22 protein-coding genes are annotated in these 23,800 nt (G+C 66.0%); 13 read left to right on the top strand and 9 right to left on the bottom strand.

The window, feature by feature from the left end; all coding sequences use genetic code 11:
* Window positions 1-112 precede the first annotated feature (112 nt).
* The 6 genes from JQ591_RS00495 (at window position 113) to JQ591_RS00470 (ending at window position 6,422) form a co-directional block, all read left to right on the top strand.
* Window positions 113-1,105: a tripartite tricarboxylate transporter substrate binding protein gene (locus JQ591_RS00495; RefSeq protein ID WP_211394084.1), complete on the top strand. Its 993-nt coding sequence runs from the start codon at window positions 113-115 to the stop codon at window positions 1,103-1,105.
* Window positions 1,106-1,246: 141 nt separating this feature from the next.
* Window positions 1,247-1,738, top strand: a complete 492-nt coding sequence (locus JQ591_RS00490; RefSeq protein WP_211394083.1) for a tripartite tricarboxylate transporter TctB family protein — start codon at window positions 1,247-1,249, stop codon at window positions 1,736-1,738.
* A 4-nt stretch (window positions 1,739-1,742) separates the two neighbouring features.
* Window positions 1,743-3,257 (top strand): tripartite tricarboxylate transporter permease, encoded by a 1,515-nt coding sequence (locus tag JQ591_RS00485; protein ID WP_211394082.1) that lies wholly within the window; start codon window positions 1,743-1,745, stop codon window positions 3,255-3,257.
* A 51-nt stretch (window positions 3,258-3,308) separates the two neighbouring features.
* Window positions 3,309-4,298: a methylmalonyl Co-A mutase-associated GTPase MeaB gene (gene meaB / locus JQ591_RS00480; RefSeq protein WP_211394081.1), complete on the top strand. Its 990-nt coding sequence runs from the start codon at window positions 3,309-3,311 to the stop codon at window positions 4,296-4,298.
* The gene (locus JQ591_RS00475; protein WP_211394080.1) at window positions 4,295-4,948 is read left to right on the top strand and encodes a pyroglutamyl-peptidase I; all 654 of its coding nucleotides are present in this window, start codon (window positions 4,295-4,297) and stop codon (window positions 4,946-4,948) included. Before meaB ends, JQ591_RS00475 begins: the two co-directional genes overlap by 4 nt.
* A 103-nt stretch (window positions 4,949-5,051) precedes the next feature.
* Window positions 5,052-6,422: a TIGR03808 family TAT-translocated repetitive protein gene (locus JQ591_RS00470; protein ID WP_211394079.1), complete on the top strand. Its 1,371-nt coding sequence runs from the start codon at window positions 5,052-5,054 to the stop codon at window positions 6,420-6,422.
* Window positions 6,423-6,452: 30 nt separating this feature from the next.
* Here JQ591_RS00470 and JQ591_RS00465 read toward each other — a convergent pair whose 3' ends face one another.
* The 4 genes from JQ591_RS00465 to JQ591_RS00450 form a co-directional block, all read right to left on the bottom strand.
* Window positions 6,453-7,094 (bottom strand): TIGR03809 family protein, encoded by a 642-nt coding sequence (locus JQ591_RS00465; protein ID WP_211394782.1) that lies wholly within the window; start codon window positions 7,092-7,094, stop codon window positions 6,453-6,455.
* A gap of 510 nt (window positions 7,095-7,604) precedes the next feature.
* The gene (locus tag JQ591_RS00460) at window positions 7,605-9,311 is read right to left on the bottom strand and encodes a S8 family serine peptidase (RefSeq protein WP_211394078.1); all 1,707 of its coding nucleotides are present in this window, start codon (window positions 9,309-9,311) and stop codon (window positions 7,605-7,607) included.
* Between the two features lie 15 nt (window positions 9,312-9,326).
* Entirely contained in the window at window positions 9,327-10,022 is a 696-nt protein-coding gene (locus JQ591_RS00455) for a hypothetical protein (protein ID WP_211394077.1), read from the bottom strand.
* Entirely contained in the window at window positions 10,019-10,588 is a 570-nt protein-coding gene (locus JQ591_RS00450; protein ID WP_211394076.1) for a sigma-70 family RNA polymerase sigma factor, read from the bottom strand. The genes JQ591_RS00455 and JQ591_RS00450 overlap by 4 nt, the downstream gene beginning before the upstream one ends.
* Window positions 10,589-11,023: 435 nt before the next feature.
* Here JQ591_RS00450 and JQ591_RS00445 point away from each other — a divergent pair, with 435 nt between their 5' ends.
* Window positions 11,024-12,181, top strand: a complete 1,158-nt coding sequence (locus JQ591_RS00445; protein ID WP_211394075.1) for a GGDEF domain-containing protein — start codon at window positions 11,024-11,026, stop codon at window positions 12,179-12,181.
* Window positions 12,182-12,244: 63 nt separating this feature from the next.
* The gene (locus JQ591_RS00440) at window positions 12,245-13,348 is read left to right on the top strand and encodes a DUF2336 domain-containing protein (RefSeq protein ID WP_211394074.1); all 1,104 of its coding nucleotides are present in this window, start codon (window positions 12,245-12,247) and stop codon (window positions 13,346-13,348) included.
* An 11-nt stretch (window positions 13,349-13,359) separates the two neighbouring features.
* Here JQ591_RS00440 and paoC read toward each other — a convergent pair whose 3' ends face one another.
* The 5 genes from paoC to JQ591_RS00415 form a co-directional block, all read right to left on the bottom strand.
* Entirely contained in the window at window positions 13,360-15,564 is a 2,205-nt protein-coding gene (gene paoC, locus JQ591_RS00435; RefSeq protein ID WP_211394073.1) for an aldehyde oxidoreductase molybdenum-binding subunit PaoC, read from the bottom strand.
* 3 nt (window positions 15,565-15,567) lie between these two features.
* Entirely contained in the window at window positions 15,568-16,518 is a 951-nt protein-coding gene (locus tag JQ591_RS00430; RefSeq protein ID WP_211394072.1) for an FAD binding domain-containing protein, read from the bottom strand.
* Complete coding sequence (gene paoA, locus JQ591_RS00425) at window positions 16,515-17,177, bottom strand: aldehyde dehydrogenase iron-sulfur subunit PaoA (RefSeq protein ID WP_211394071.1); 663 nt, start codon at window positions 17,175-17,177, stop codon at window positions 16,515-16,517. Before paoA ends, JQ591_RS00430 begins: the two co-directional genes overlap by 4 nt.
* 235 nt (window positions 17,178-17,412) lie before the next feature.
* A complete protein-coding gene (locus JQ591_RS00420) occupies window positions 17,413-18,051 on the bottom strand; it encodes an NrsF family protein (RefSeq protein WP_211394070.1) in 639 nt (212 codons plus the stop codon).
* A gap of 2 nt (window positions 18,052-18,053) precedes the next feature.
* Window positions 18,054-18,599, bottom strand: coding sequence for a sigma-70 family RNA polymerase sigma factor (locus JQ591_RS00415; RefSeq protein WP_211394069.1), 546 nt, complete (start codon window positions 18,597-18,599; stop codon window positions 18,054-18,056).
* A gap of 292 nt (window positions 18,600-18,891) precedes the next feature.
* Here JQ591_RS00415 and JQ591_RS00410 point away from each other — a divergent pair, with 292 nt between their 5' ends.
* The 5 genes from JQ591_RS00410 (at window position 18,892) to JQ591_RS00390 (ending at window position 23,733) form a co-directional block, all read left to right on the top strand.
* Window positions 18,892-19,575 (top strand): hypothetical protein, encoded by a 684-nt coding sequence (locus JQ591_RS00410; protein WP_211394068.1) that lies wholly within the window; start codon window positions 18,892-18,894, stop codon window positions 19,573-19,575.
* A gap of 162 nt (window positions 19,576-19,737) precedes the next feature.
* Window positions 19,738-20,517, top strand: a complete 780-nt coding sequence (locus JQ591_RS00405; RefSeq protein ID WP_211394067.1) for an enoyl-CoA hydratase — start codon at window positions 19,738-19,740, stop codon at window positions 20,515-20,517.
* A 188-nt stretch (window positions 20,518-20,705) separates the two neighbouring features.
* Window positions 20,706-22,136 (top strand): TolC family outer membrane protein, encoded by a 1,431-nt coding sequence (locus tag JQ591_RS00400; protein ID WP_433995192.1) that lies wholly within the window; start codon window positions 20,706-20,708, stop codon window positions 22,134-22,136.
* A gap of 25 nt (window positions 22,137-22,161) precedes the next feature.
* On the top strand, window positions 22,162-22,719 hold the full coding sequence (locus JQ591_RS00395; RefSeq protein WP_211394065.1) for a hypothetical protein: 558 nt from the start codon (window positions 22,162-22,164) through the stop codon (window positions 22,717-22,719).
* Window positions 22,720-22,770: 51 nt separating this feature from the next.
* Entirely contained in the window at window positions 22,771-23,733 is a 963-nt protein-coding gene (locus JQ591_RS00390; protein ID WP_211394064.1) for an amidohydrolase family protein, read from the top strand.
* Window positions 23,734-23,800: the final 67 nt, after the last annotated feature.

Here is a 23,800-nt window from a genome sequence, read left to right as displayed (position 1 = left end):
CGCGTTGCTCACAGAGTTTGGTAGCGCTACCTTGCAGCGGCGCAGCAAAGCCGACTAGAATGTCGCCATTGACAAGAGCGCCCGACGTCACGGGCGCCGCTGGGAGGCATTGATGTCCAAGATTACGCGCCGCACCTTTGCGGCTTCATCTGCCGCGGTCGCGGCATCCGCCGCATTCGGCCTCACACCCGCAGTTGCGCAAGCCTATCCAGCGCGACCCGTCACCGTGATCGTGCCCTGGGGCGCGGGCGGCGGCACTGACGCGACTGCGCGCATTGTCGCAGCGGTGCTGGAGAAGGATCTCGGCCAGCCCTTCAACGTGGTCAATCGCACCGGCGGCTCCGGCGTCGTCGGCCATACCGCGATCGCGACCGCGCAGCCCGATGGCTACACCATCGGCATGCTCACGGTCGAAATCTCGATGATGCACTGGCAGGGCCTGACCGAGCTGGCGCCGAAGAGCTACACCCCGCTGGCGCTGATGAACGAAGACCCCCCGGGCATCCAGGTCTCCTCCTCCTCGCCTTACAAGACGGTGAAGGAGCTCGCCGAAGCCATCAAGGCGGCCCCTCCCGGCAAGTTCAAGGCCTCGGGCACCGGCCAGGGCGGCATCTGGCATCTCGCGCTGGTCGGCTGGATGCAGGCGATGGGCTTGCCCGCCAACCAGGTCGCCTGGGTGCCGTCGAACGGCGCCGCGCCCGCGATGCAGGACCTCGCCGCCGGCGGCCTCGACCTCACCACCTGCTCGGTGCCCGAAGCCCGCGCCATCATCGAGGCCGGCAAGGCCAGGAGCCTTGCCATCATGGCGCCGGCGCGCAATCCGATCTTCAAGGACGTGCCGACGCTGAAGGAAGCGATGGGCATCGACTACGCGACCGGCGCCTGGCGCGGCATCGGCGCGCCGAAGAACCTGCCGCCGGAGATCGCAACGAAGCTCACCGCGGCGCTGAAGAAGGTCTATGACTCCGCCGAGTTCAAGGACTTCATGAGCAATCGGGGCTTCGGCACCGTGTGGGGCGATGCCGGCCAGTTTGCAAGCTTCATGGACAAGGGCGACGCCCAGATGGGCGAAGCGATGAAGGCGGCGGGTCTGAGCAAGGCGTAATCTCCTGCGGCTCTCACGCGAGACGATCGTTGATTGAAGTGGCCGGTCCGCACGCTCAGTTCCCCCGCGGAGAGCCCCCCTCACCCCGACCCTCTCCCCGCGCGCGGGGAGAGGGAGAACACCTGTTGTAGGGCTTTTCCCATGCGCCTTCCCGACTCCGTCACGGGATCGTTTCTCGTCGTGCTCGGCACAGCAGCCGCCTATGGCGGCTGGCTGCTGCCGCCGGTGCCCGGGCAGCCGGTCGGCCCCAACGTATTTCCGCTCGTGATCGGCATTGGGCTTGCGCTGTGCGGGCTCGCGATCGTGTTCGGTATCGGTCACACCTTCGAGGAGGCGGAAGAGCTGATCCCGCTCGAAGATGGCCAGGCAGCGGCTGCCCCGCCGCAAGGGAAGCTCTACGGCCTGCGCGCGCTGCTGCCGCCGGCGCTGCTGCTGTTCTACGTGGTCGCGGCCGACCGGCTCGGCTTCATCATCACCACGGCGATCATGGTCTACGTCACCTCGACCGCCTTGGGGGCGAAGTGGAAGCTGGCGCTGCCGCTCGCAGCGCTGTCGCCCTTCGCCATCCACCTCATCTTCGGCAAGCTGCTGCGCGTGCCGCTTCCCGCCGGCCTGTTGCCGACGCCCTGGTGATCCCATGCTGAAAACCCTGATTGAAGCGTTCGCACTGATTTCCACCTGGGAGGTCATCATCGCGATGTTCGCAGCCTCCGTGTACGGGCTCGTGATCGGCTCGCTGCCGGGCCTGTCGGCGACGATGGCAACCGCGCTGCTCGTCCCCGTCACCTTCTACCTCTCGCCGATCGCGGCGATTGCGACCATCGTGGCGGCGTCCTCGATGGCGATCTTCTCCGGCGACATCCCCGGTGCGCTGCTGCGCATCCCCGGCACGCCAGCCTCCGCCGCCTATGCGGACGAGGCTTACGCCATGACCCGCAAGGGACAGGCCGAGCTGGCGCTCGGGGCCGGCGTGTGGTTCTCGGCCGTCGGCGGCATCGCCGGCGTGCTGTCGCTGATGATCCTGGCGCCGCCGCTGGCCGAGATCGCGCTGTCGTTCTCGACCTTCGAGTATTTCTGGCTGGCGCTGCTCGGCTTGATGTGCGCGACGCTGGTGGCACGCTCCTCGCCCGTGAAGGCGATCGCGGGCATGTTCCTCGGCCTGCTGGTCTCCTGCATCGGCATCGAAAATCCTGGCGGCGTGCCGCGCTTCACCTTCGGCCTCACCGATTTGTTCGGCGGCATCGAGCCGATACCCGCGCTGGTCGGCGTCTTCGCGGTGGCCCAGGTGATGCGCGCGATGCTGACACCCGAGCCTCCCCCGCTGCCGCGGCGAAAATTCGGAAGCATCATGGCCGGCCAGTGGAAGCTGACCAAGAAATACCATTGGCAGATGACGCGCGGAAACATCGTCGGCATCATCATCGGCGTGCTGCCCGGCGCCGGCGCCGACATGGCCGCCTGGGTCTCCTACGCGATGTCGAAGCGCTTCTCCAAGGAGCCGGAAAAATTCGGCACCGGCCATGTCGAGGGCCTGGTCGAGGCCGGCGCCAGCAACAATGCCAGCATCGCCTCGGGCTGGGTGCCGTCATTGCTGTTCGGCATCCCCGGCGACACCATCGCCGCGATCGCGATCGGCGTGCTCTACATGAAGGGGCTCAACCCCGGGCCGACGCTGTTCACCGAGAAAGCGTCGAGCATGTACGCGATCTATCTGATGTTCATCATCGCGAACATTTTGATGATCCCGCTCGGCATCGCCATGATCCGGATTGCCGCCTACATCCTGCTGGCACCGCGCTCCGCCATCATGCCTGTTATCATGCTGTGCTGCGCGGTCGGCTCGTTCGCGATCGGCAACAACATGTTCGGCGTCGTCACCGTCGCCGCCTTCGGCATCATCGGCTATGTGATGGAGGCGAACGGCTATCCCGTCGCCGCGATGGTGCTCGGCATCGTCATGGGCACCATGGTCGAGCAGGCTTTTGTCACTTCGCTGATCAAGTCGGACGGCAGCATTTTGCCGTTTTTCGAGCGCCCGGTCGCCGCCATCCTCGCTGCCATGGCGATCGGGGCGCTGCTGTGGCCGGTGATGGTCTGGGCGTGGCGGAAGCTGAAACCGGTGCGGACGGGGATGGCGGCGACATCCCGGTGATATCGGGCGAGCAACCCTCGCCTGCCCCGCGCGGGCGTTGTAAAGCAGGGCATGGTTGAGAAAAAGCCTTCACTGGACATCAAATCCCTCGCCCATGACCTCCGCGCCCGCAGCCGCGCGGCTTTGGCGCGGGCGATCACGCTGGTCGAAAGCCGGCGCGGCGACCATCAGGCGCTGGCGCGCGAGCTGGTGCAGATGCTCTTGCCCGATACCGGCAGGGCGGTCCGCGTCGGCATCACCGGTTCGCCCGGCGTCGGCAAATCCACCACCATCGATGCGCTCGGCACTTATCTGATCGAACAGGGCCACAAGGTCGCGGTGCTCGCGGTCGATCCGTCCTCGGCGCGCAGCGGCGGCTCGATCCTCGGCGACAAGACGCGGATGGCCCGGCTCTCGGCCTCCGACGACGCCTTCATCCGGCCCTCGCCGTCCTCGGGCACGCTCGGCGGAGTCGCGGCCAAGACACGCGAGGCGATGCTGCTGTGCGAGGCGGCCGGCTTCGACGTCGTGCTGGTCGAGACCGTCGGCATCGGCCAGTCCGAGACCGCGGTCTGCGACATGACCGATTTCTTCCTCGCCCTGATGCTGCCGGGCGGCGGCGACGAGCTCCAGGGGATCAAGAAGGGCCTGGTCGAGCTCGCCGACATGATCGCGATCAACAAGGCCGACGGCGACAATCTCAAGCGCGCCAACATCACCGCCGCCGACTATCGCGGCGCCCTGCATATCCTGACGCCCCGCTCCGAGCACTGGCATCCGCCGGTCGAGACCTATTCGGCGCTGACCGGCGACGGCATCGCGAAGATCTGGCAAAAGGTCCTCGATCACCGCAAGGCGATGAACGCGTCCGGCGATTTCGCCGCGCGGCGGCGCGAGCAGCAGGTGAAGTGGATGTGGTCGATGCTGGAGCAGCGCATGCTGGCGCGGTTGCGCAGCGAAGCCTCGGTGCGCACCAAGGTCCGGAAGATCGAGACCGAGGTCGCCGATGGCCATCTCACGCCGGCGCTCGCCGCCGAAAAGATCTTGGAGTTGCTGCAATGAGCGACAAGCTCCGCGTTCTCCTCACCGGCTTCGGCCCGTTCCCCGGCGCGCCCTACAATCCGACCCAGCCGCTGGTCGCCCGGCTGGCGCAGTTGCGCCGTCCCGCACTCGACGATGCCGCGATCTCCAGCCACATCTTCCCGGTCACCTATGCCGCGGTGGACCGGCAATTGCCGGAGGTGCTCGCGAAAGAGAAGCCGGATGCGCTGCTGATGTTCGGCCTCGCCGCACGCACGCCCTATCTGCGCATCGAGAGCCGCGCGCGCAACGCCGTCACCATGCTCTGGCCCGATGCCGCCAACACCCGCTCGAGCAAGCGCGGCATCGCCGCCAATGCGGACGCGATGACGTTCGGACCGCACACCGCAAGGCTGCTGCGCGCCGCGCGCCTCACCGGCATCGACGCACGCGCCTCCCGCGATGCCGGCGCCTATCTCTGCAACTACCTGAGCTGGCGCGCGATCGAGAACGTCAGGGCTGGCGGGCCGCAGCTTGCGGCGTTCATCCATATTCCCCTGCTTGCGCGCAGCGGCGCCGTGCGCCGCAAGGGCGCGCCGCGGATCACGCTGGAGGAATTGGTGGATGCGGGGGAAGCGATGCTGATGGAAATGGTGCAATTGGCACGGAAGGGGCGGAACACGCCTGCGTAAACATTTAACCCTACCGCGAACTATCCTCACGGCTCTAGCCGCGCGGCGCCGTTTTTGCGCTACCTAACCGCTGCGGACCCCCGCGTCCGCCGGAGGACGCGTCATGGACCTCAATCGCCGCCATCTCATCGGAGCTTCGACCGCGGGCATCGCCGGCGCGCTCGCGATACCCGCCGACGCCGCGCGTGCGGCGCCGCTGACGTCGCTGCTTGGCCGCGATGCCACGCAGTATGGTGTGCGACCCGGCAGCAGCGAGGATCAGACCCGAGCGCTCCAGCGTGCCATCGACGAGGCCGCGCGGGCGCAGATGCCACTGGCTCTGCCACCCGGCATCTACCGCACCGGACTGTTGCGCTTGCCAAATGGCACGCAACTGATCGGCGTGCGCGGCGCGACCAAGCTCGTCTTCACTGGCGGGGCCTCGGCGATCCAGAGCGACCGGTCCGATTCGATTGGCCTCACCGGTATCACCTTCGATGGCGGCGGCATTCCGCTGCCGGCACGACGCGGGCTGATCCACGTGCTTGGCGGGCGCGACGTCCGCATCACCGATTGCGAAATCACGGGCTCCGGCGGCAGCGGCATCTGGCTCGAACAGGTCTCCGGCGACATCTCCGGCAACATCTTTGCCAACATCGCCGTGACGGCGGTTGTGTCGTTCGACGCCAGGGGTCTCAGCGTCTCCCGCAACACCATCACCGGCACCAACGACAACGGCATCGAGATCCTGCGCACGGCCATCGGCGACGACGGCACACTGGTCACTGATAACCGCATCGAGGACATCAAGGCCGGCCCCGGCGGCTCCGGCCAGTACGGCAACGCCATCAACGCGTTCCGCGCCGGCAACGTCATCGTGCGCGGCAATCGCATCAAGAACTGCGATTACTCCGCCGTGCGCGGCAACTCGGCCTCGAACATCCACATCACCGGCAACAGCGTCAGCGACGTGCGCGAGGTCGCGCTCTATTCGGAATTCGCTTTCGAGGCCGCGGTGATCGCCAACAACGTTGTGGACGGCGCCGCCGTCGGCGTCTCCGTCTGCAATTTCAACGAAGGCGGCCGCATCGCCGTGGTCCAGGGCAACATCATCCGCAACTTGATCCCGAAGCGTCCGATCGGCACCGCGCCGGATGACGATGCCGGCGTCGGCATCTACATCGAGGCGGATGCGTCGGTGACCGGCAACGTGATCGAGAACGCGCCGTCCTACGGCATCGTCGCCGGCTGGGGCAAATATCTCCGCGACGTCGCGATCACGGGCAACGTGATCCGCAAGGCGCTGGCCGGCGTCGGCGTGTCCGTCGTGCCGGGCGCCGGCACCGCGCTCGTCAACAACAACATGATCTCGGAAACCCCGCGCGGCGCCGTGGTCGGGCTCGATCACGCGCGTGCGGTAACGTCCGACCTGTCGGCGGACGGCGCGCAGCGGTTTGCGCAGCTGGTGGTCGGCGGGAATGCGGTGCGGCGGTAGCCGCCGCTCCTCGCCTCTGGCTCCCGAACGCTAGAACGCGTTCCGCAGCAGCGGGTACTTCGCTTCGAGGCCGTCGAGGCTGAAGGTGAACTCAACCAGGCGCTCGGGGGCTGCGACAATTTCGGCTGCCGGCGGAGAGAACTGCGGCAGAAGCGCCGCCATCGCAGCCAGCGCCTTGGGCGCTGCGGTCGCGGCCGGCACCTTGGGCCCCGTCATCGCAACGGGCGCGGTGGGCGGCGCCATGGCAGCCGGCACCTGGAGCGGCGCCATCTCAGCAGGCGCGGCGGCCGGCGCGACCGGGGCTTCGGAGATTTCGGCGAGAACGCCCGGCTTAGGATCGAGCCTGACCGGCACGGCGCTCTCCGGGGCGATGTGCACGGCCTTCGGTTGCACGGTCTGCGCCTGCTGCTCGCGCGGAAACACGCGGGGCATCGTCGCCGGCGACCAGCCGAATGCGGGCGACACACTGGCGGCCGCCGTGGCGACGTCAGCGCCGGTGGCAAGCGCGCGCCAGGTCTGAACGGCGCGCTTGGCTTCCTGGATGTTTTCGAGAAATGCGATCTCGGAGTGATAGCGGCGCCAGCGCCCGGTCTCGAACATTTCGGAAAGATGCACCAGCCGCTGCTCGGCGAGAGCGCACCAGCGTGCCGCAATGTCGCGGCCAATAGCCACGTCGCGAACAGCCTCTTGGCGATGTGTCATAAACCAGCCCGTCAGGAGAAAAATACGGACGCGACGCAACGCACACGAATCAATTTAGACGCGACATGAATATTTTGTGGAAAAGTTTTGACTTGTCCAGCAACGACAAGGTTTTCGTCGCCAAACTCCGTAGTCGTGCGGAGATTCAAGCGGTTTTGGAGTCAAGCTTCGCACAAGCATAGGGCGCCTGCGGTGTGCCGGCAGAGCGACGGCGATGAGTGAGCCGCGATCTCTCAACCAGAAGCTGATCTCGCGCAGGGCTTCGAGGAATCGGACATCCAAAAAGAAAAGACCCGTCCGGGGGGACAACCGGACGGGTCGAGCCATATGGGCGCTTGGGGTGGATGGGCGCTCGCGCCTGATATGACTTATGGGGAGGGATGACCGCTCCCACATAATTTGGTCGTGGCAGCGGGCCGAACGTTCAATGCAGCGTTTGATTTTTCGACCTTCGCGCCGCGCGCAAAGTTGTCGCAGCCGCTATCGCGTCGCCGGCCTATCCGCCTGAGAAACCGTGGCTTTATCGCCGGTGCCCGACAACGAGGGTTGCTCTATTGCGCGGATGCCAGGCTCGTCGCGACGCTTCTCGGAATCTTCACGTTTTGTTGTACCGGACGCGGCCGCGACCGGCGTCGCGCCGTCGGCGGGAACGGCCATGACTGCGGCAAACGCATCGGCCTCGCCATCGCCGAAGAGATCATCACGCCCGGGTGAACCGAGGTCGCGCGCCGTCTTCGCCAGCGTCATGCGCAGCGCTTCCGGCTTCAAGGCGTAGTTGCGCTCGAGCAGCAGCGCCGCGACGCCGGAGACATAGGCGGCCGAGAACGAGGTGCCCGACGTCATCTGGTATTTGCCGTCGGGCGCCGGCAGGAAGATATCGACGCCGGGTGCCGCGACCGCGATGTAGTTGCCGCGGTTGGAGGCGGTGAACAGCCTGTCCTGCTGATCGGTCGCGCTGACCGCGATCACGTTGGGATTGGCGGCCGGATAGAGCGGCGGCGACTTCGCGCCGGCATTGCCGGCGGCGGCGATCAGCACCAGGCCACGCCCGGCGGTCGCCGCGATGGCCCGCTCGATCACCGCGTCTTTCGGACCGGCAAAGCTCATGTTGACGATCTGCGCGCCGTGCTCGGCGGCATAGTTCAGCGAGCGCAGGATGATGTAGGACGAGCTCTGGGCCCCGCCGGTGGTGCCGCCAAAGGCGCGGATGGCGATGAGGCGCGCTTCTGGCGCGCTGCCCATCAGCTTGGCATGCGCCACGATGGCGCCGGCAATGCCGGTGCCGTGAACGTGCGGACCCTCGGCGCTGCCGAGCGCATCGAAATTGTCGGCAATGGAATTGGCAAGTTCCGGATGTTGGGCGTCGATACCGGAGTCGATCACGGCAACCGTCACATTGACGCCATGCGCCAGCGCATGTGCCTGTGGCAGGCGGAGCTTGGCCAGCGCATATTGCGCGGGATCTCCCTCGGTCGGCACCGACGATTTCTGGTCCTGGAGCAGGTAGCGGAAGTTCGGCTGGACCGAGCGCACGCTGCCGTCGGCGGCGAATTCGCGCCGCACCGTCTCGTAAGCGCGCCCGTCGGTGATGCGGAACAGTCCGAACGTTGCCCCGATCAGCGGAAAATTCTCGGAGGACACGCGCGTCAGGCCATGACGGCGCGCAAGCTCGTCGGCCTCGGTCAGCGACAGCCCGCCGTCGATCTCGGCGACGAATTCGTTGGCGAAGGTGCGCAAGTCCACGGCGACCGGCGTATTGCTGCCGCGCCCCTTCCCGCTGGTCTTCTTGCCCGATTTGCCCGAGCCATCGCCGCCTGCGTTCTGCTGCGCCAGGCACTCGCCGGCCGCGTCGCGATAGGGCGCGGTACAGGCGGGATAGAGGTTCGGGGAGTAGCGCGCATAAGGCAGCACCGGCGTCGGCCCCATCCGCGCCGAAATCCTCGTCGTCACGATCGGACCGGGTCCGCGGCCGACGGCCACCACCCTGGCGGCAACACCCGGACTGACGCGGGCGGCGATGCCAGGAGAAATGGTCGGCGTGCGGGAGGGGACGCTGATCGTCGGCGTGCGCATGATCGCCTGCGCCTGCGCAACCTCGACGCCGAGACAGGCGGCGAGCAAAAGCGCCGCTCCGACCGACGAAGCGTAGGCCCCGGCTCGCGACTTACTCTCGGACTTGCGCGTCATCGGTTTGGAAGCGCCTTACGGCGCCGCGACGGCGAGGTTGACGAACTTCTCGCGCTGCATCTTGCCGAGCAGCGAGGCGAGTTCGTCCCGGCTCATCGCCTTGTCGAACTGGAGACGGAACATGCCGCCCCTGGCATCACCGATGATCGAAGCCTGGTAGCCGTCGAGCAATGCCGTGATGTCGGCGACGCGCGCTTCGGGCGTGAAGCGCACCAGCGCGCGCGCTGGCGGGACAGTCGCTCCGAGTTCGCGTGTGATCGGAGCACTGGTCGAGAGCGAAGCAGTCTCGAAGGTCGCAGTCTGGGTCTTCGTCAACACGGCGCCGATGATTCCGGCTTGCAGCACGAGCGCCATGGCGCCAAGGCTCGCCGACCAGGCCAGAGTGCGCGGCGACAGGCTCGCAAAGAAGGTGGCGATGCGCGCCGACAGCGGCAGCGAACCGGCCGCCCGCGCCGGCTCGGCGTCGATCGAGGCGAACAGCTTCTGCATCGCGCGCGCCGACGGAGCACCCAGGCTCTCGTTCAGATGGATGGTCTCTTCGTACTCGCCGCGGATCGCGGCATATTGCTTCGCGAGCTGGGGATCGCTCGCCAGCGCTTCCTCGACGCGGCGCGCATCGCGCGCGTTCAGCGTCCCGGCGGCGTGCCACGGCAGCAGCAGTTCAATTTCACTGGGCTCTTGCTCCAGCATCTTCTTGCTCAAAGCCATCATGGCCAGCCTCGCTCAATGCCGGCTGCCTTCAGCAGTTCGGCCAATTTCTTGCGCGCATAGAACAAGCGCGTCTTCACAGTGTTCTCCGGGATGCCAACGATTTCGGCCACCTCTTCCACGGACTTCTCGTGGTAGTAGACGAGATCGACGATTTCCCGATGATCCGGCGAGAGGCCCGTCAGACACTCTCGCAACGCTTCACTGGTATCCTTCTTCTGCACCACCGTTTCCGGATCGTCGGACGTATCCTCGATCGCGTTCGCGGCTTCGTCGTCCAACTCAAAATCCTTCCTGCGCCGGAGCGCAGACAGGGCCTTGAATCGGGTGATGGCCAGCAGCCAGGTGGAAACGGCGGATCGGCCCTCGAACTTGCCGGCTTGACGCCAGACGTCGAGAAACACCTCACTGATGAGGTCTTCCGCCGCCTGCTCGTCCCGCACGAGCCGGAGGCCGAACCGATACACCCTGACATGGTGCCGCCCGTACAGCACCTGCATGGCGAGCCGGTCGCCTTGAGCGATCCTGGCGATCAGGACCTCGTCCGAAGCCGCTTGTGTCACGCTCAAAGGCCGTCTCGCAAGATTGGTCGGGTCGATGCGGCAGACGGTTCGACGGGAGGGGCAAAATTGTTCAACCTACCGCAGTCATACGGGAGGCTGTGTGATCTACCCCACATACGCGAAATTTCCTTTTGCCACCCGCGGCTGGGCGCCTCGCTCAAGAACGGTAACATAGTAATGAAGCACTTTCCTGCGCAATGCCGTCCCGGCGTAGACGGCCCCGACGTGCATGGAACCATAGCAGCCTAGCACGACGTATGTCTTCCGAAGCCCCGCTTTGGCTCGACCGCATCGCACACGATGCCTAATCGACGTCAAATTCCTCGGTTGGTCGACGTCCTCCGCTCCCGCGCTGCACAGTGCGGATTCGGTTTCTAAGGATACCAAACCTAAAGGCTTGCCACGTAGATTTTTGGGCTGAGATCCACCACTGGCGGGACCATGAGCACGGCTGCGACGTCCTTTCCCGAGAGGAATGCCGCTGAGGTCGCGGATCTCGTCCTCGTGCCCGATGCAGCTGCGCCCCAGGTGCGGGCGCGTCGGGTGCGGCAGCGCCGCCAGATATATATCGGCCAGGTCGCCAGCTACTCGCTCGGCGCCTTCGTCCTGCTGCTCTACGGCTACGACGGCGCCGTTGCGATGAACGTTCCATCGCTGTTCTGGGTCGGCGGTCTCTCGATCATCGGCATCTTCGTCGTGATGTCGGAAGCGGGCGTCGGCGACAAGCATACCGACCACTATCTCACCGTGTTCCAGATCTCAGCGCATATGGCGCTGCAATTCGTGTTCCTGCTGTCGGTGCCGGCCATCGGCGTCGCCTTCCTCAGCGTGCTGTTCCTGATCTTCGCTTTCGGCACGCTGCGCATGACATCGGCCCAGGCGATGCTGACCTGGGCGATCGCGACCGCCGGCCTCGCCGCCGTCTTCCTCGCCTCCGACCTGCCGATCGGCATGCCCGTTGCAACGCGGCTGCAGCGGACCGCGTCGATGCTCTGCTTCGTGCTGGTGATCGGCCAGTGCGCCTTCCTCGGCCTGTTCGGCGCCACGCTGCGCAAGATCCTGTACCGGCGCAGCATCGAGCTGAAGGCCGCCTATCAGCGCATCGAGGAGCTGGCGGAGCTCGACGAGCTCACCGGCTCCTACAACCGCCGCTGCATCATGCGGCTTCTCGACGCCGAGATCGAAAAATCGCGGCATGCATCGACACCTTGCGCGATCGCACTGATCGATCTCGACTGGTTCAAGCGCATCAACGACGCCCACGGCCATCCCGTCGGCGACGAGGTGCTGCGCACCTTCGCGATCACCATTTTTGCCAATATCCGCCCGGCCGACTGCTTCGGCCGTTACGGCGGCGAGGAATTCCTGCTGCTGCTGCCGGAAACGGACGGCGAAGCGGCGTCGCGCATGCTCGACCGGCTGCGCGGCATCGTCGCCGATCTGGACTGGAGCGCATTCTCCCCGGGCATGCGCGTGACCATTTCCGCGGGCGTCGTGACGCTACGCGACAACGATACTGCCGACACATTTCTCGTGCGCGCCGACAGCGCGCTCTATTCCGCCAAGGCACAAGGGCGCAACCGCATTGCAACGAGCTGACCAATCCATTTTCTCCCGGCGCGACAGAAGCCGCCGCCGGGCCGAACGCTCCAGGACAGGGCAATGAGATCCAAATCCGCGAAATCATCCGAGAGTCTGCTCGAGGAATTGCAAACGGCGCTCTCGCACGGCACCGTTGCGCACCGGGTCGAGACGCTGCGCCGCGTCACCGATCTCTTCTTGGGCAACGTGGTGGACTATTCCGACGACCACGTCCGCGTGTTCGACGACGTGTTCCAATGCCTGATCGAGCAGATCGAGACGTCCGCCAGGGCGCTGCTCGCCGACCGCCTCGCACCGATCGCGGCTGCGCCGCCGAAGACCATCCGCACGCTCGCGCTCGACGAGGTGATCGAGGTTTCCGGCCCCGTGCTGTCGAAATCCGAACGGCTGGACGAGGCGACCCTGATCGAGATCGCGCGCACCAGGGGCCAGGCCCATCTCAAGGCGATCTCGCTGCGGCGGGTGCTGTCGGAAGCGCTGACCGACGTGCTGGTGACCCGCGGCGACGAGGACGTGGTGCAATCGACCGTCGGCAATCCGGGCGCGCAGCTGTCCGAGGGAAGTCTCGCCGACCTCGTGACCCGCGCCGAACGTGACGACGACCTCGCCACCTGCATCGGCCTGCGGCCCGACCTGCCCCGCCATCATTATTTGAAGCTGGTCGCGAAGGCGTCCTTGACCGTGCGCAGGAAGCTGGAGGCAGCGCATCCGGAGCTCGCGGAGGACGTGTCCAGCGTGGTCCAGGAAGCCGCCCAGCGGATCCGTGCCGCCACAATGACCAGGCAGACCGAGATGGCGCGGGCGCTGGTGAAGTCGCTGCACGCGGACGGCCGCCTCACCGAGCTCCAGGTCGCCACCTTCGCGGAGCAAGGCAAGTTCGACGAGACCAATGCGGGGCTCGCGGCGCTTGCTGGCGTCGCGGTCGAGACCGCCGAGACCATGATGATCGAAAGCCGGACCGAGGGCGTGATGATCCTCGCCAAGGTCGCGGCCATGCAATGGTCGAGCGTGCGCGCCATCATCGCCCTGCGCGAAAAGCTGTCAGGCGGCTCGCAGACCGACATGTTGACGCTGCGCGACGCTTACGAGGCGCTGCGCAGCTCGACCGCGCAGCAGGTGCTGCGCTTCCACCGCATGCAGCAGGGCGCGACGCCGGCGGCGTGAAGCCGTCACCGTCATGCGTCGGGCATGCGTTGCAGCAGCTTGTCGAGCGTGATCGGGTAGTCGCGCACGCGTATGCCGGTCGCGTTGTAGATGGCGTTGGCGAGCGCGGCAGCGACGCCGCACAGCCCGAGTTCACCGATCCCCTTGGCCTTCATCGGCGAAGACATCGGGTCCGTTTCGTCCAGGAAGATGGTGTCCTGGTGCGGAATGTCTGCATGAACCGGTACTTCGTAGCCGGCGAGATCATGGTTGACGAAGAAACCGGTGCGCTTGTCCACCGCCAACTCTTCCATCAGCGCCGCGCCGACGCCCATCGTCATTGCGCCGATCACCTGGCTGCGCGCCGTCTTCGGATTGAGGACACGGCCTGCGGCACAGACGGCGAGCATGCGGCGGACACGAATCTCGGCCGTCGCCACATCGACGCCGAGTTCGACGAAATGAGCGCCAAACGTGGATTGCTGATGCGTCTTGGCGAGATCACCATACTCGATCGAATCCTCCGCCAGAAGTTCGCCGTCCGACGCAGCCTGTCCCAGCGGGACGCTTCGGTTGCCCGACGACACCTGCCCGTCTGAAAACGCGACGTCAGCGGAATTGAAGCCGAGCTTCTGCGCCACCGTCTCGCGCAACTTGACGCAAGCGGCATAAACGCCTGAGGTCGAATTGTTCGCACCGAACTGCCCGCCGGAGCCGGCGGATACGGGGAAGCTGGAGTCGCCGAGGCGCACCACGACCTTTTCGAGTGGCAGCCCCATCATCTCTGCCGCGGTCTGGGCGATGATGGTGTAGCTGCCGGTTCCGATGTCCGTCATGTCGGTCTCGACGGTGACGGTCCCGCTTCTGTCGAGACGAACGCGCGCGCCCGACTTCATCAGAAGGTTGTTGCGGAACGCCGCCGCCATGCCCAAGCCCACCAGCCAGCGGCCTTCCCGCCGCTTGCCGGGCTCGGCATTTCGCGCGCTCCACCCAAAGCGTTCCGCACCGATCTTCATGCACGCGACGAGCTGCCGCTGCGAGAAAGGACGGTTCGTGTGTTCGGGATCGACCTGGGTGTCGTTGCGCGCGCGGAATTCGATCGGATCGAGATTCAGCCGCTCCGCCATCTCGTCCATGGCGATCTCCAGCGCCATCATGCCGGGCGCCTCGCCAGGCGCACGCATGGCGTTGCCCTCGGGCAGGTCCAGCATGGCCAGACGCAACGCCGTCATCCGGTTCTCGCCGGCATAGAGCAGACGGGTCTGCTGGACCGCCGTCTCCGGCCTGCCTTCCGGCAAATTGCCCGACCAGCTTTCGTGTCCGATCGCGGTGATCTTGCCGTCCCTGCCCGCACCGATGCGAATCCGCTGGATCGTCGCCGGACGATGCGTGGTGTTGTTGAACATCAGCGGGCGCTGCATCGCGACCTTGACCGGACGGTTGGCAGCGCGCGCGCCCAATGCTGCGAGGATCGCGTCCGAACGGAGAAACAGTTTTCCTCCAAAGCCCCCTCCGATGAAGGGTGAAATCAGGCGAACGTTTTCCTTGGGCAGACCGAGCGTCTTCGCAACGTCCCCGGTGGTCCAGGCAATCATCTGGTTGGATGTCCAGAGCGTAAGCTTGTCGCCGTCCCACGCCGCCATCGACGCATGCGGCTCCATCATGGCATGGGCTTGATCCGGGGTGGTGTAGGTCGCATCGAGTTGCACCGGCGCGGCGGCGAAGGCACTGGGAAAATCGCCGACATTCGTGTCCGGCTGGTCGTCGCCGCGACCGGGAGGTTTTGCGGCGCCGTCCCGTCCGGCGGCCAGGTCGAACGAGCCCTTCGCCGCGCTGTAATTGACCTGGACAAGCTGGGCCGCGGCGCGGGCCTGTTCAAAGGTTTCGGCAACGACGACCGCGACGGCCTGGTGGTAGTGGTCGATCTCGGGGCCGCCGAGCAGCTTCGCAGTGTTGTAATTGCCTTTACCGAGCTTGCCGGCATTTTCTGCGGTCACGATTGAAATGACGCCCGGCGCGGCCTTGGCGCGCGACAGGTCGATCGACACGATCCGGCCCTTGGCGATGGCCGAACCGACGATGTAGCCATAGGCAGGGCGCGAGCCGGCATCGTGCCATTCATAGGCGTAGGTTGCCCTCCCCGTTGTCTTGAGAGGGCCGTCGATCCGGCTGGTCGCGTGGCCGATGATCTTGAGCTGGTCGATCGGATTGGTGGTTGCGGGCGTATCGAACTTCATGGCTCAGCCCTTTGCTTCGGTGAGCACGGCGGCGAGCGTGCGCTCGACCAATGCCAGCTTGAACGCGTTGTCCCGGGTCGGCTTGGCACCGTCGAGCAAGCGTGTGGCGACGGCCTTGGCACCGCGCGGAATCTCCGCGTCGGCCGCCTCGACCCGCCACGGCTTGTGAGCGATTCCCCCGACAGCGACCCGTCCCGTTCCATCGCGCTGGACGATCGCTCCGACCGAAACCAACGCGAATGCATAGGAGGCGCGGTCACGCACCTTCCGGTAGACGTGCGTTCCGCCAACGGGCTTCGGAAGCGTCACGGATGTGATCAGCTCGCCGGCCACGAGCGTCGTCTCGAGATGCGGCGTGTCTCCCGGCAAGCGATGGAGATCGGCAATCGAAATATTTCGGGTCGTGCCATCAGGGCGAACCGTCTGGACGGTCGCATCGAGCGCGCGCATGGCGATCGCCATGTCGCTCGGGTGGGTCGCGATGCAAGCGTCGCTGGAGCCGATCACCGCGTGCTGGCGGGTGATGCCGCCGATGGCCGCGCAGCCGCTGCCGGGATTGCGCTTGTTGCAGGGCTGGTTGGTGTCATAGAAATACGGGCAACGCGTCCGTTGCAGCAGATTGCCTGCGGTGGTCGCCTTGTTGCGCAATTGGCCCGAGGCGCCGGCGAGCAGCGCGCGCGAAAGCAGGCCGTAGTCACGCCGCACACGCTGGTCCGCAGCCAAGGCCGTGTTGCGCACAAGCGCGCCGATGCGCAAGCCTCCCTCGGGAGTCGCTTCGACCTTGTCGAATGCCAGCCCGTTGACGTCGATCAGATGGGACGGCGTCTCGATTTCCAGCTTCATCAGGTCGAGCAGATTGGTGCCGCCGGCGATGAATTTTGCGTTGGTGGTGCGAACGGCCGCAGAGGCCGCCGCCGCGGGCGAATGCGCCTTCTCGTAAGTAAAGGATTTCATGCGGGCCTCCCGGCGACCTCGGTGATTGCCTCGGCGATGTTGGAATAGGCGCCACAACGGCAGATGTTGCCGCTCATGCGCTCGCGCAGTTCGGCGTTCGTCAATTCGGGCGCGACGTTCAGATCGCCAGTGACGTGACTCGGAATGCCGGCCTTGATCTCGTCGAGCACGGCCACCGCCGAGCAGATCTGGCCAGGCGTGCAATAGCCGCACTGGAAGCCATCATGCTTGACGAAGGCGGCCTGCATCGGATGCATGTGCTCCGGTGTACCGAGCCCCTCGATCGTGGTGACGCTGTCGCCCTCATGCATGACCGCGAGCGTCAGGCAGGAATTGATGCGCTGCCCGCCGACGGTCACGGTGCAGGCGCCGCACTGGCCGTGATCGCAGCCCTTCTTGGTGCCGGTGAGATGGAGATGTTCGCGCAATGCGTCCAGCAATGTGGTCCGGGTGTCCAGCTTCAGCGCGCGGACCTCGCCGTTGACGTTGAAAGACACCGTCGCCATCGCAGGCCCTTCTGCCACAGTCGCAGCGGTCAGAGGCTGCGCGGCTGAATTCTGAGCCTCGGCGGCGCGTGACGCGGCGCCGATCGCGACCGATGTGGCGGTTCCGATCAGAAGGTTCCGCCGCGACATTTCGAATGCGCTGGGTTTTCGCATGGTTGGGCATATCCCTCGCTACAGCAGCGTCCATCGACGCTCCGGATAGAAGTCGTCCAACCGAACTTAGTTTCTAGCCGCGACCGGGATTAGCCGTTCACAACGGCATGACCTTATGTCCGTCATTCATGAATGCAGGCGCGATTGCGCTGGCCGAAAGCCGGAAGTCGCGGCGATGTGACGCGACGTCGATTTTCGCGGAACGCCTGCAATAGCGCAGGACGCTGGTAGGACTCTAGTAGCGCAAGACTTTCGAGCCCACGAGCGCCCCGATCGCGGTCACCAGCGCGGTCGCGAGCGTGTACCAGGTCGCGACGAACAGCGGCGAATCGTCGGTGCAGTGCGAGGCGTACAGCGTCGCGGCGAGGCCCGCCGACACCAGGCCGGCGAGCGCGCCGGCGAGCGCGGGGTGCGACGGCGCGCCGTGGCGCAGGCCGAACAGCGCCCCGGCAAGCAGGGGGAGCGACATCGCGGGGATTGCGAACAGGCACACCCTGGAATTCTTGCCCATCAATCGCATCGTCATCGGCATGGCCGGCGCCATCATCGCCTCACTGCCGATCGCCACCGCGAGCAGCCCGACGGGAAGCAGCAGCAGCCAACCCCAGCCGCGCAGCAAGGCTTCGGGACGCGACAGATGCAGACTGACGATGATCGCGGGGATCGCGAGCGACAGCGTGACCGCGAACTTCATGTCGAAGAACGGGTTGTGCATCGCGCTCATCACGTCGTGACGCACACCGAGGAAGGTGGCGAAGATCAGGATCGACAGGGGCGCGGCGACCAGCAGCGCCATGGTCAGTACCGCGCCGACGCGCGGCGCGCGATGGGCGTTGTCGGCCGCGAGCGAGCGAATGAGTTGATCGGTATCCATGACTACTGGTCCCGCAGTTTGGCAGTCAGCGCCGCAAGCCCGCGATGCAGCGCGACCCGCACCGCGCCCTCGCTCATCGAATATTTCGCCGCCGTGTCCTTGATCGAGGTGCTGTCGACCGCGATCGACTGCAACACATCGCGCTGGCGTTGCGGCAACGTATTGAGCTGGCTTGCGACCTCGCCGGCCGAAGCCGTCTCCTGCGGCACCTCGCCCGGCAAGGTCTCGGCGAAATCGTCGATATTGACGAAGATCCGCCTGCCCCGCCGCCGCAGCATGTCGATCAGCTTGTTGCGGCCGATCGCAAACAGCCACGGGGCGAAGGGGGCCTCGCTGTCCCAGGTGTGCCGCTTCAGATGCACCGCCAACAGAATCTCCTGCACGATATCCTCGGCCTGGTCGGGAGGCTGCCCGGCCCGCGCCAGGCCGCGCCTCGCGGCAGCGCGCAGCACAGGCGTGACCGCCTTCAACAGGCGATGATACGCCGCGTCATCGCCTGCCATGGCCGACCGCATCAGGCCGGTCCACTCGTCCTCACGTCCGCGCACGCGCGCCCCTCACCATGCAATTCGGCCGCTCTTTCAGTTTGTTACGCCGGCAGCGGCAAGATCACGAATTCGTGATCTTTGCTTGGCCACGCGACCGATACGGCCGTCAAGATCTGGGACGGCTCATAACACCGATCGGTCCCGTCCGCACCCGGCGGCCGGCTGCGAAGGCAACGGTTTGCCGCGCTTTTGCCCGGAGTGGCCCGAAGATTCCCATTTTCTGCCCCGCTGTCGTCACGCCCCAGGGTCTCTGTTCGGTCCCGGGACGGGCGGAATTGGGGAGATCTTCAACATGATGAAAGCCAGCGGGCGCGCGGCCGTGATTCTCCTGGCCGGGCTTTTCTTGGCCGGGCCTTTCTTGCTGTTCGGAGGCGTAGCACAGGCGGCGCCGGCTTCAGCCGCAAGCAGCAAGTCGGACAGCGCAGGCAAACAGGCCGACGCGGTCAAGCCGAGCAAGCAGGGGCGTCACACGTCGCGTCATCGCGACAGCACCAAGACGGCGCAGAAATCCGACGACAAGGCCGACAAGAAGGACGCCGCGGCAACGGCCGACGAGGCGAAGGCCGACAATGGTGACGTGCCGGCCTCGAGCCAGATGCCGCCGGAAGTCGCCAACGCCAATGCGCAGCTCGCCGCCGCCGATACGCCGACCGCGGCTGCCGCCTCCGCAATGACGGGTCGCGCCAACGACAACGTCCAGGCCGCGGCCGATAATACCGCCGCCCCGAACGCGGAGAGCCAGGTCGTCCCACCCGATCAGCTCAACGACATCGACCGCGCCGCCCTGCAACAGGACAACGCGCCGGCGCAGAAGGCGGTGATTGCCGCAATCGACGCGCAGCCGCGCCCGGCGCCGGTGATGGCAAGCAGCCAGCAGAGTTCGGCCTGGGACCAGAGCTCCCTGATCGGCAAGATCTTCATCGGCGTCGGCACGCTGCTGACGCTGGCCTCCGCCGCGCGCATGTTCATGGCTTGATTTTGGCTTGATTTTGGCCTGATTGCCCGCCCGCGGGACCTCGTCTGGAACGCGCATCTCGCCGCGTGTTCCGGCCGGCCTTGCTCCGATCGCTTTGGGGCCCCTTGAAGCCCACCGCGCCAGCGGGCACATTGCCCGCTCAATCAAAAGCGTGGGTGGAGCATGAGCACGTTCGAACACATCATCGTCGAAAGCAAAGGCGCGGTCGGCATCATCAAGCTGAACCGGCCGAAGCTGCTCAACGCACTCTCCTTCGGCGTCTTCCGCGAGATCGCCGCGGCAGTCGACGATCTCGAAGCCGATGACGCCATCGGCTGCATCGTCGTGACCGGCAGCGAGAAGGCATTTGCCGCCGGCGCCGACATCAAGGAGATGCAGCCGAAAGGCTTCATCGACATGTTCTCAGAGGATTTTGCCGCGATCGGCGGCGATCGGGTCGCGCGCTGCCGCAAGCCGACGATCGCCGCGGTCGCGGGCTATGCGCTCGGCGGCGGCTGCGAACTCGCGATGATGTGCGACTTCATCATCGCCGCCGACACCGCCAAATTTGGCCAACCCGAAATCACGCTCGGCACCATCCCCGGCATCGGCGGCACCCAGCGCCTGACCCGTGCGATCGGCAAGTCCAAGGCGATGGACCTTTGCCTCACCGGCCGCATGATGGATGCGGCCGAAGCCGAGCGAAGCGGTCTCGTCAGCCGCATCGTGCCGGCCGACAGACTGATGGACGAGGTGATGGCCACGGCCGAGAAGATCGCCGCGATGTCGCGGCCCGCGGTCGCGATGGCCAAGGAAGCAGTCAACCGCGCCTTCGAGACCACGCTCGCCGAGGGCATGAGCGTCGAGCGCAACCTGTTCCACTCGACCTTCGCGCTGGAAGACCGCTCCGAGGGCATGGCGGCGTTCATCGAGAAGCGCAAGCCGGTGAACAAGAACCGGTAGAGCCGACGAGCGGTCAGGCTGGTGTAAGGCTCTGCCGCTTTCCCGCAGAATCCCTGTGACGTACCTGCAACAAGCACGGAATACATGGGGGTTTTCCCCGCGGCAGTTTGCCTGCGGGACCTCGGCTGGTTAAACAGTTAAGAGAGCCGCCGTCGGCGGGGGCGGACAGCCGGGATTTGCGGGATTACATGATTGGGCGTGCCGCCAGAGCTGGTCGCGTGATGACGCGGCATCGATCGGGCGTGGCTCCTGTGCTCGCGACATGGACCACGCTGGCGTTCTGTTGCGCCCTGCCCTCTGCCGCATGGGCGGAAGCGCTGCCGGAGGCGCTGGCCAAGGCCTACCAGACCAATCCGCAGCTCAATGCCGAGCGTGCGCGGCAGCGCGCCACCGACGAGAACGTGCCACAGGCACTCGCCGGCTACCGGCCGCAGATCGTGGCAAGCCTCAGCGCCGGGCTGCAATCGGTGCGCAATCTGCTGCCCGACAACACCATCCAGACCGCCAATCTGAAGCCGTGGATCATCGGCGTCACCGTGACGCAGACCCTGTTCAACGGTTTCCGCACCGCCAACAACGTGCGCGCCGCCGAACTCCAGGTGCAGTCGGGCCGCGAGGCGCTGCGCAACGTCGGCCAGGGCGTGCTGCTCGACGCCGTCACCGCCTACACCAACGTGCTCGCCAACCAGTCGCTGGTCGAGGCGCAGCGCTCCAACGTCGCCTTCCTGCGCGAAACGCTCTCGGTCACCCAGCGCCGCCTCAACGCCGGCGACGTCACGCCGACCGACAGCGCCCAGGCCGAAGCGCGGCTCAACCGCGGGCTCGCCGATCTCAACGCCGCGGAAGTCGCGCTGGCGGTGAGCCAGGCGGTCTACGCGCAGGTGATCGGCAATGCGCCGTCGCAGCTTCGGGCCGCCGAAGTGGTCGACCGCTATCTGCCGAAGAGCCGCGAAGACGCGCTGACGATGGCGATCCGCCAGCACCCGGCGGTGATGGCGGCGGGCTTCGACGTCGATGTCGCCTCCACCAACATCCGCGTCGCCGAGGGCGCGCTGCTGCCGAGCGCGGGCGTCCAGGGCAGCGCCAGCAAGAGCCGCAACAACGACCCGACGCTCGGTACCTTCGCCGAAGACCAGGCCTCGATCGTCGCCAATGTCACCGTGCCGATCTACGACGGCGGCCAGGCGGCGGCGCAGACGCGGCAGGCCAAGGAGATCACGGCGCAGAGCCGGCTCGTGCTGGATCAGGTGCGCAACCAGGCCCGCACTGCGGCGACCAGTGCCTGGGTTGCCAACGAAGGCGCCAAGGTCGCGGTCTCGGCCTCGGAGTCCGAGGTCAAGGCGGCGACCGTCGCGCTCCAGGGCGTGCAGCGCGAGGCCGCCGGCGGACAGCGCACGACGGTCGACGTGCTGAACTCGCAGGCCGATCTGATCCAGGCCAAGGCCCGCCTGATTGGCGCGCTGCGCGACCGCGTGATCGCCTCCTACACGCTGCTCAGCGCCGTCGGCCATCTCGACGTCAAGACCTTGAGCCTGAACACGCCGGACTATCTGCCCGAGGTGCACTACCAGCAGGTCCGCGACGCCTGGCACGGCCTGCGCACGCCGTCTGGGCAGTAGTTTCAAATCGTCTGGCGTGGTGCCGATGAAAAGCCTCCGCATCCATCTGATGGGAGCTTCAGGCTCCGGCGTGACGACGATCGGCCGCGCGCTCGCCGGCCGGCTAGCGCTGCCGCATCACGACAGCGACGATTATTTCTGGCTGCCGACAGCACCGCCCTACCAGACCACGCGCCCGGCCGCCGATCGCCTGCGCCTGATGCGCGAGATGTTTCTGCCGCGTCTCGATTGGGTGCTGAGCGGAACCGTCACCGGTTGGGGCGACGAGCTTGTTCCGCTTTTCGATCTGGTCGTCTTCGTGAACACGCCGCGCGAAATCCGGCTGACGCGATTGCGCTCTCGCGAGGCCGCCCATTTCGGCGCTGACGCCGTCGCGCCGGGCGGCTGGCGTCATGATGAGACTGAATCTTTTGTCGAATGGGCCTCGCGCTACGAAGCCGGAGATCGCGAAGGCCGCAGTCTTGCAAAGGATGAAGCGTGGCTCGCGGGCTTGCCCTGCCCGGTGGTGCGCGTTGACGGCTCACGCCCGCTTGCGGACCTCGTCCAGCAGCTATGCAGCGAAGCGGAGCAGTTGCCGGGTTGATGTGATACCATCCGGGACCACTGCCAAATAATAAAATCAGGGAGAAAAACCATGCTGAACCGACGCAGCGTCCTACTTGCCTCCCTTGCCGCCGGAGTTGCCATGTCGAACAAAGCCAACGCACGTGCCGCGCAGCCCGCCACGCCGGTCAATTTCGACGTCCCGGCCCATGCCTGCGACTGCCACACCCACATCCATGGCGATGTCGAAAAATTTCCGTTCTTCGCGGGCCGCGTCTACACGCCGGAGCCGGCTTCGCCGGAGGAAATGGCCGCGTTGCACAAGGCGCTGCATATCGAGCGCGTGGTGATCGTGACGCCGAGCGTCTACGGCACCGATAATTCCTCCACCCTGTTCGGCATGAAGGCGCGCGGCGCGACCGCGCGCGGGGTGGCGGTGATCGATGACAAGACGACGGAGGCCCAGCTCGACACGATGCAGACGGACGGCTTCCGCGGCATCCGCATCAATCTCGCGACAGGCGGCGTCAGCGATCCAAATATCGGCCGGGCGCGCTTCACGGCCGCCGTCGAGCGCATGAAGGCGCGCGGCTGGCACGTGCAGCTCTACACCACGCTGCCGATGATCTCGGCGATCAAGGAACTCGTGCTGGCTTCACCTGTGCCCGCCGTGTTCGACCATTTTGGCGGGCTCGAGGCTTCGCTCGGGCTCGAGCAGCCGGGCTTTGCCGACCTGGTCGAGCTCGTCAAATCCGGCAAGGCCTACGTGAAAATCTCCGGCGCCTACCGCTCGTCGAAGCTCGCACCCGATTATCAGGACATGGTGCCGTATGCCCGCGCGCTGATCGCGGCGAATGCGGACCGCATCGTCTGGGGCACGGACTGGCCGCATCCGGATTCGAGCCGCGTCGAGGGACGTAAAGCCACGGACATCGCGCCTCTCTATCAGATTGACGATGGCCGCTTGCTCAACCAGCTTCCGGTGTGGACACCGGATGCGAATGTGCGCAAGAAGATCCTGGTCGACAACCCGTCGCAACTTTACGGGTTCTGAGTCGCGACACGGGGAATTAGGTTCAACGAAATGCGACGCAGTTCCATGTCAGTCGTGGAACTGTTGT

This window comes from Bradyrhizobium canariense, assembly GCF_018130465.1.
Lineage (GTDB): Bacteria > Pseudomonadota > Alphaproteobacteria > Rhizobiales > Xanthobacteraceae > Bradyrhizobium > Bradyrhizobium canariense_C.
Note: the sequence above shows the minus strand (reverse complement) of the source record. Positions and strands in the feature narration are given on the sequence as shown.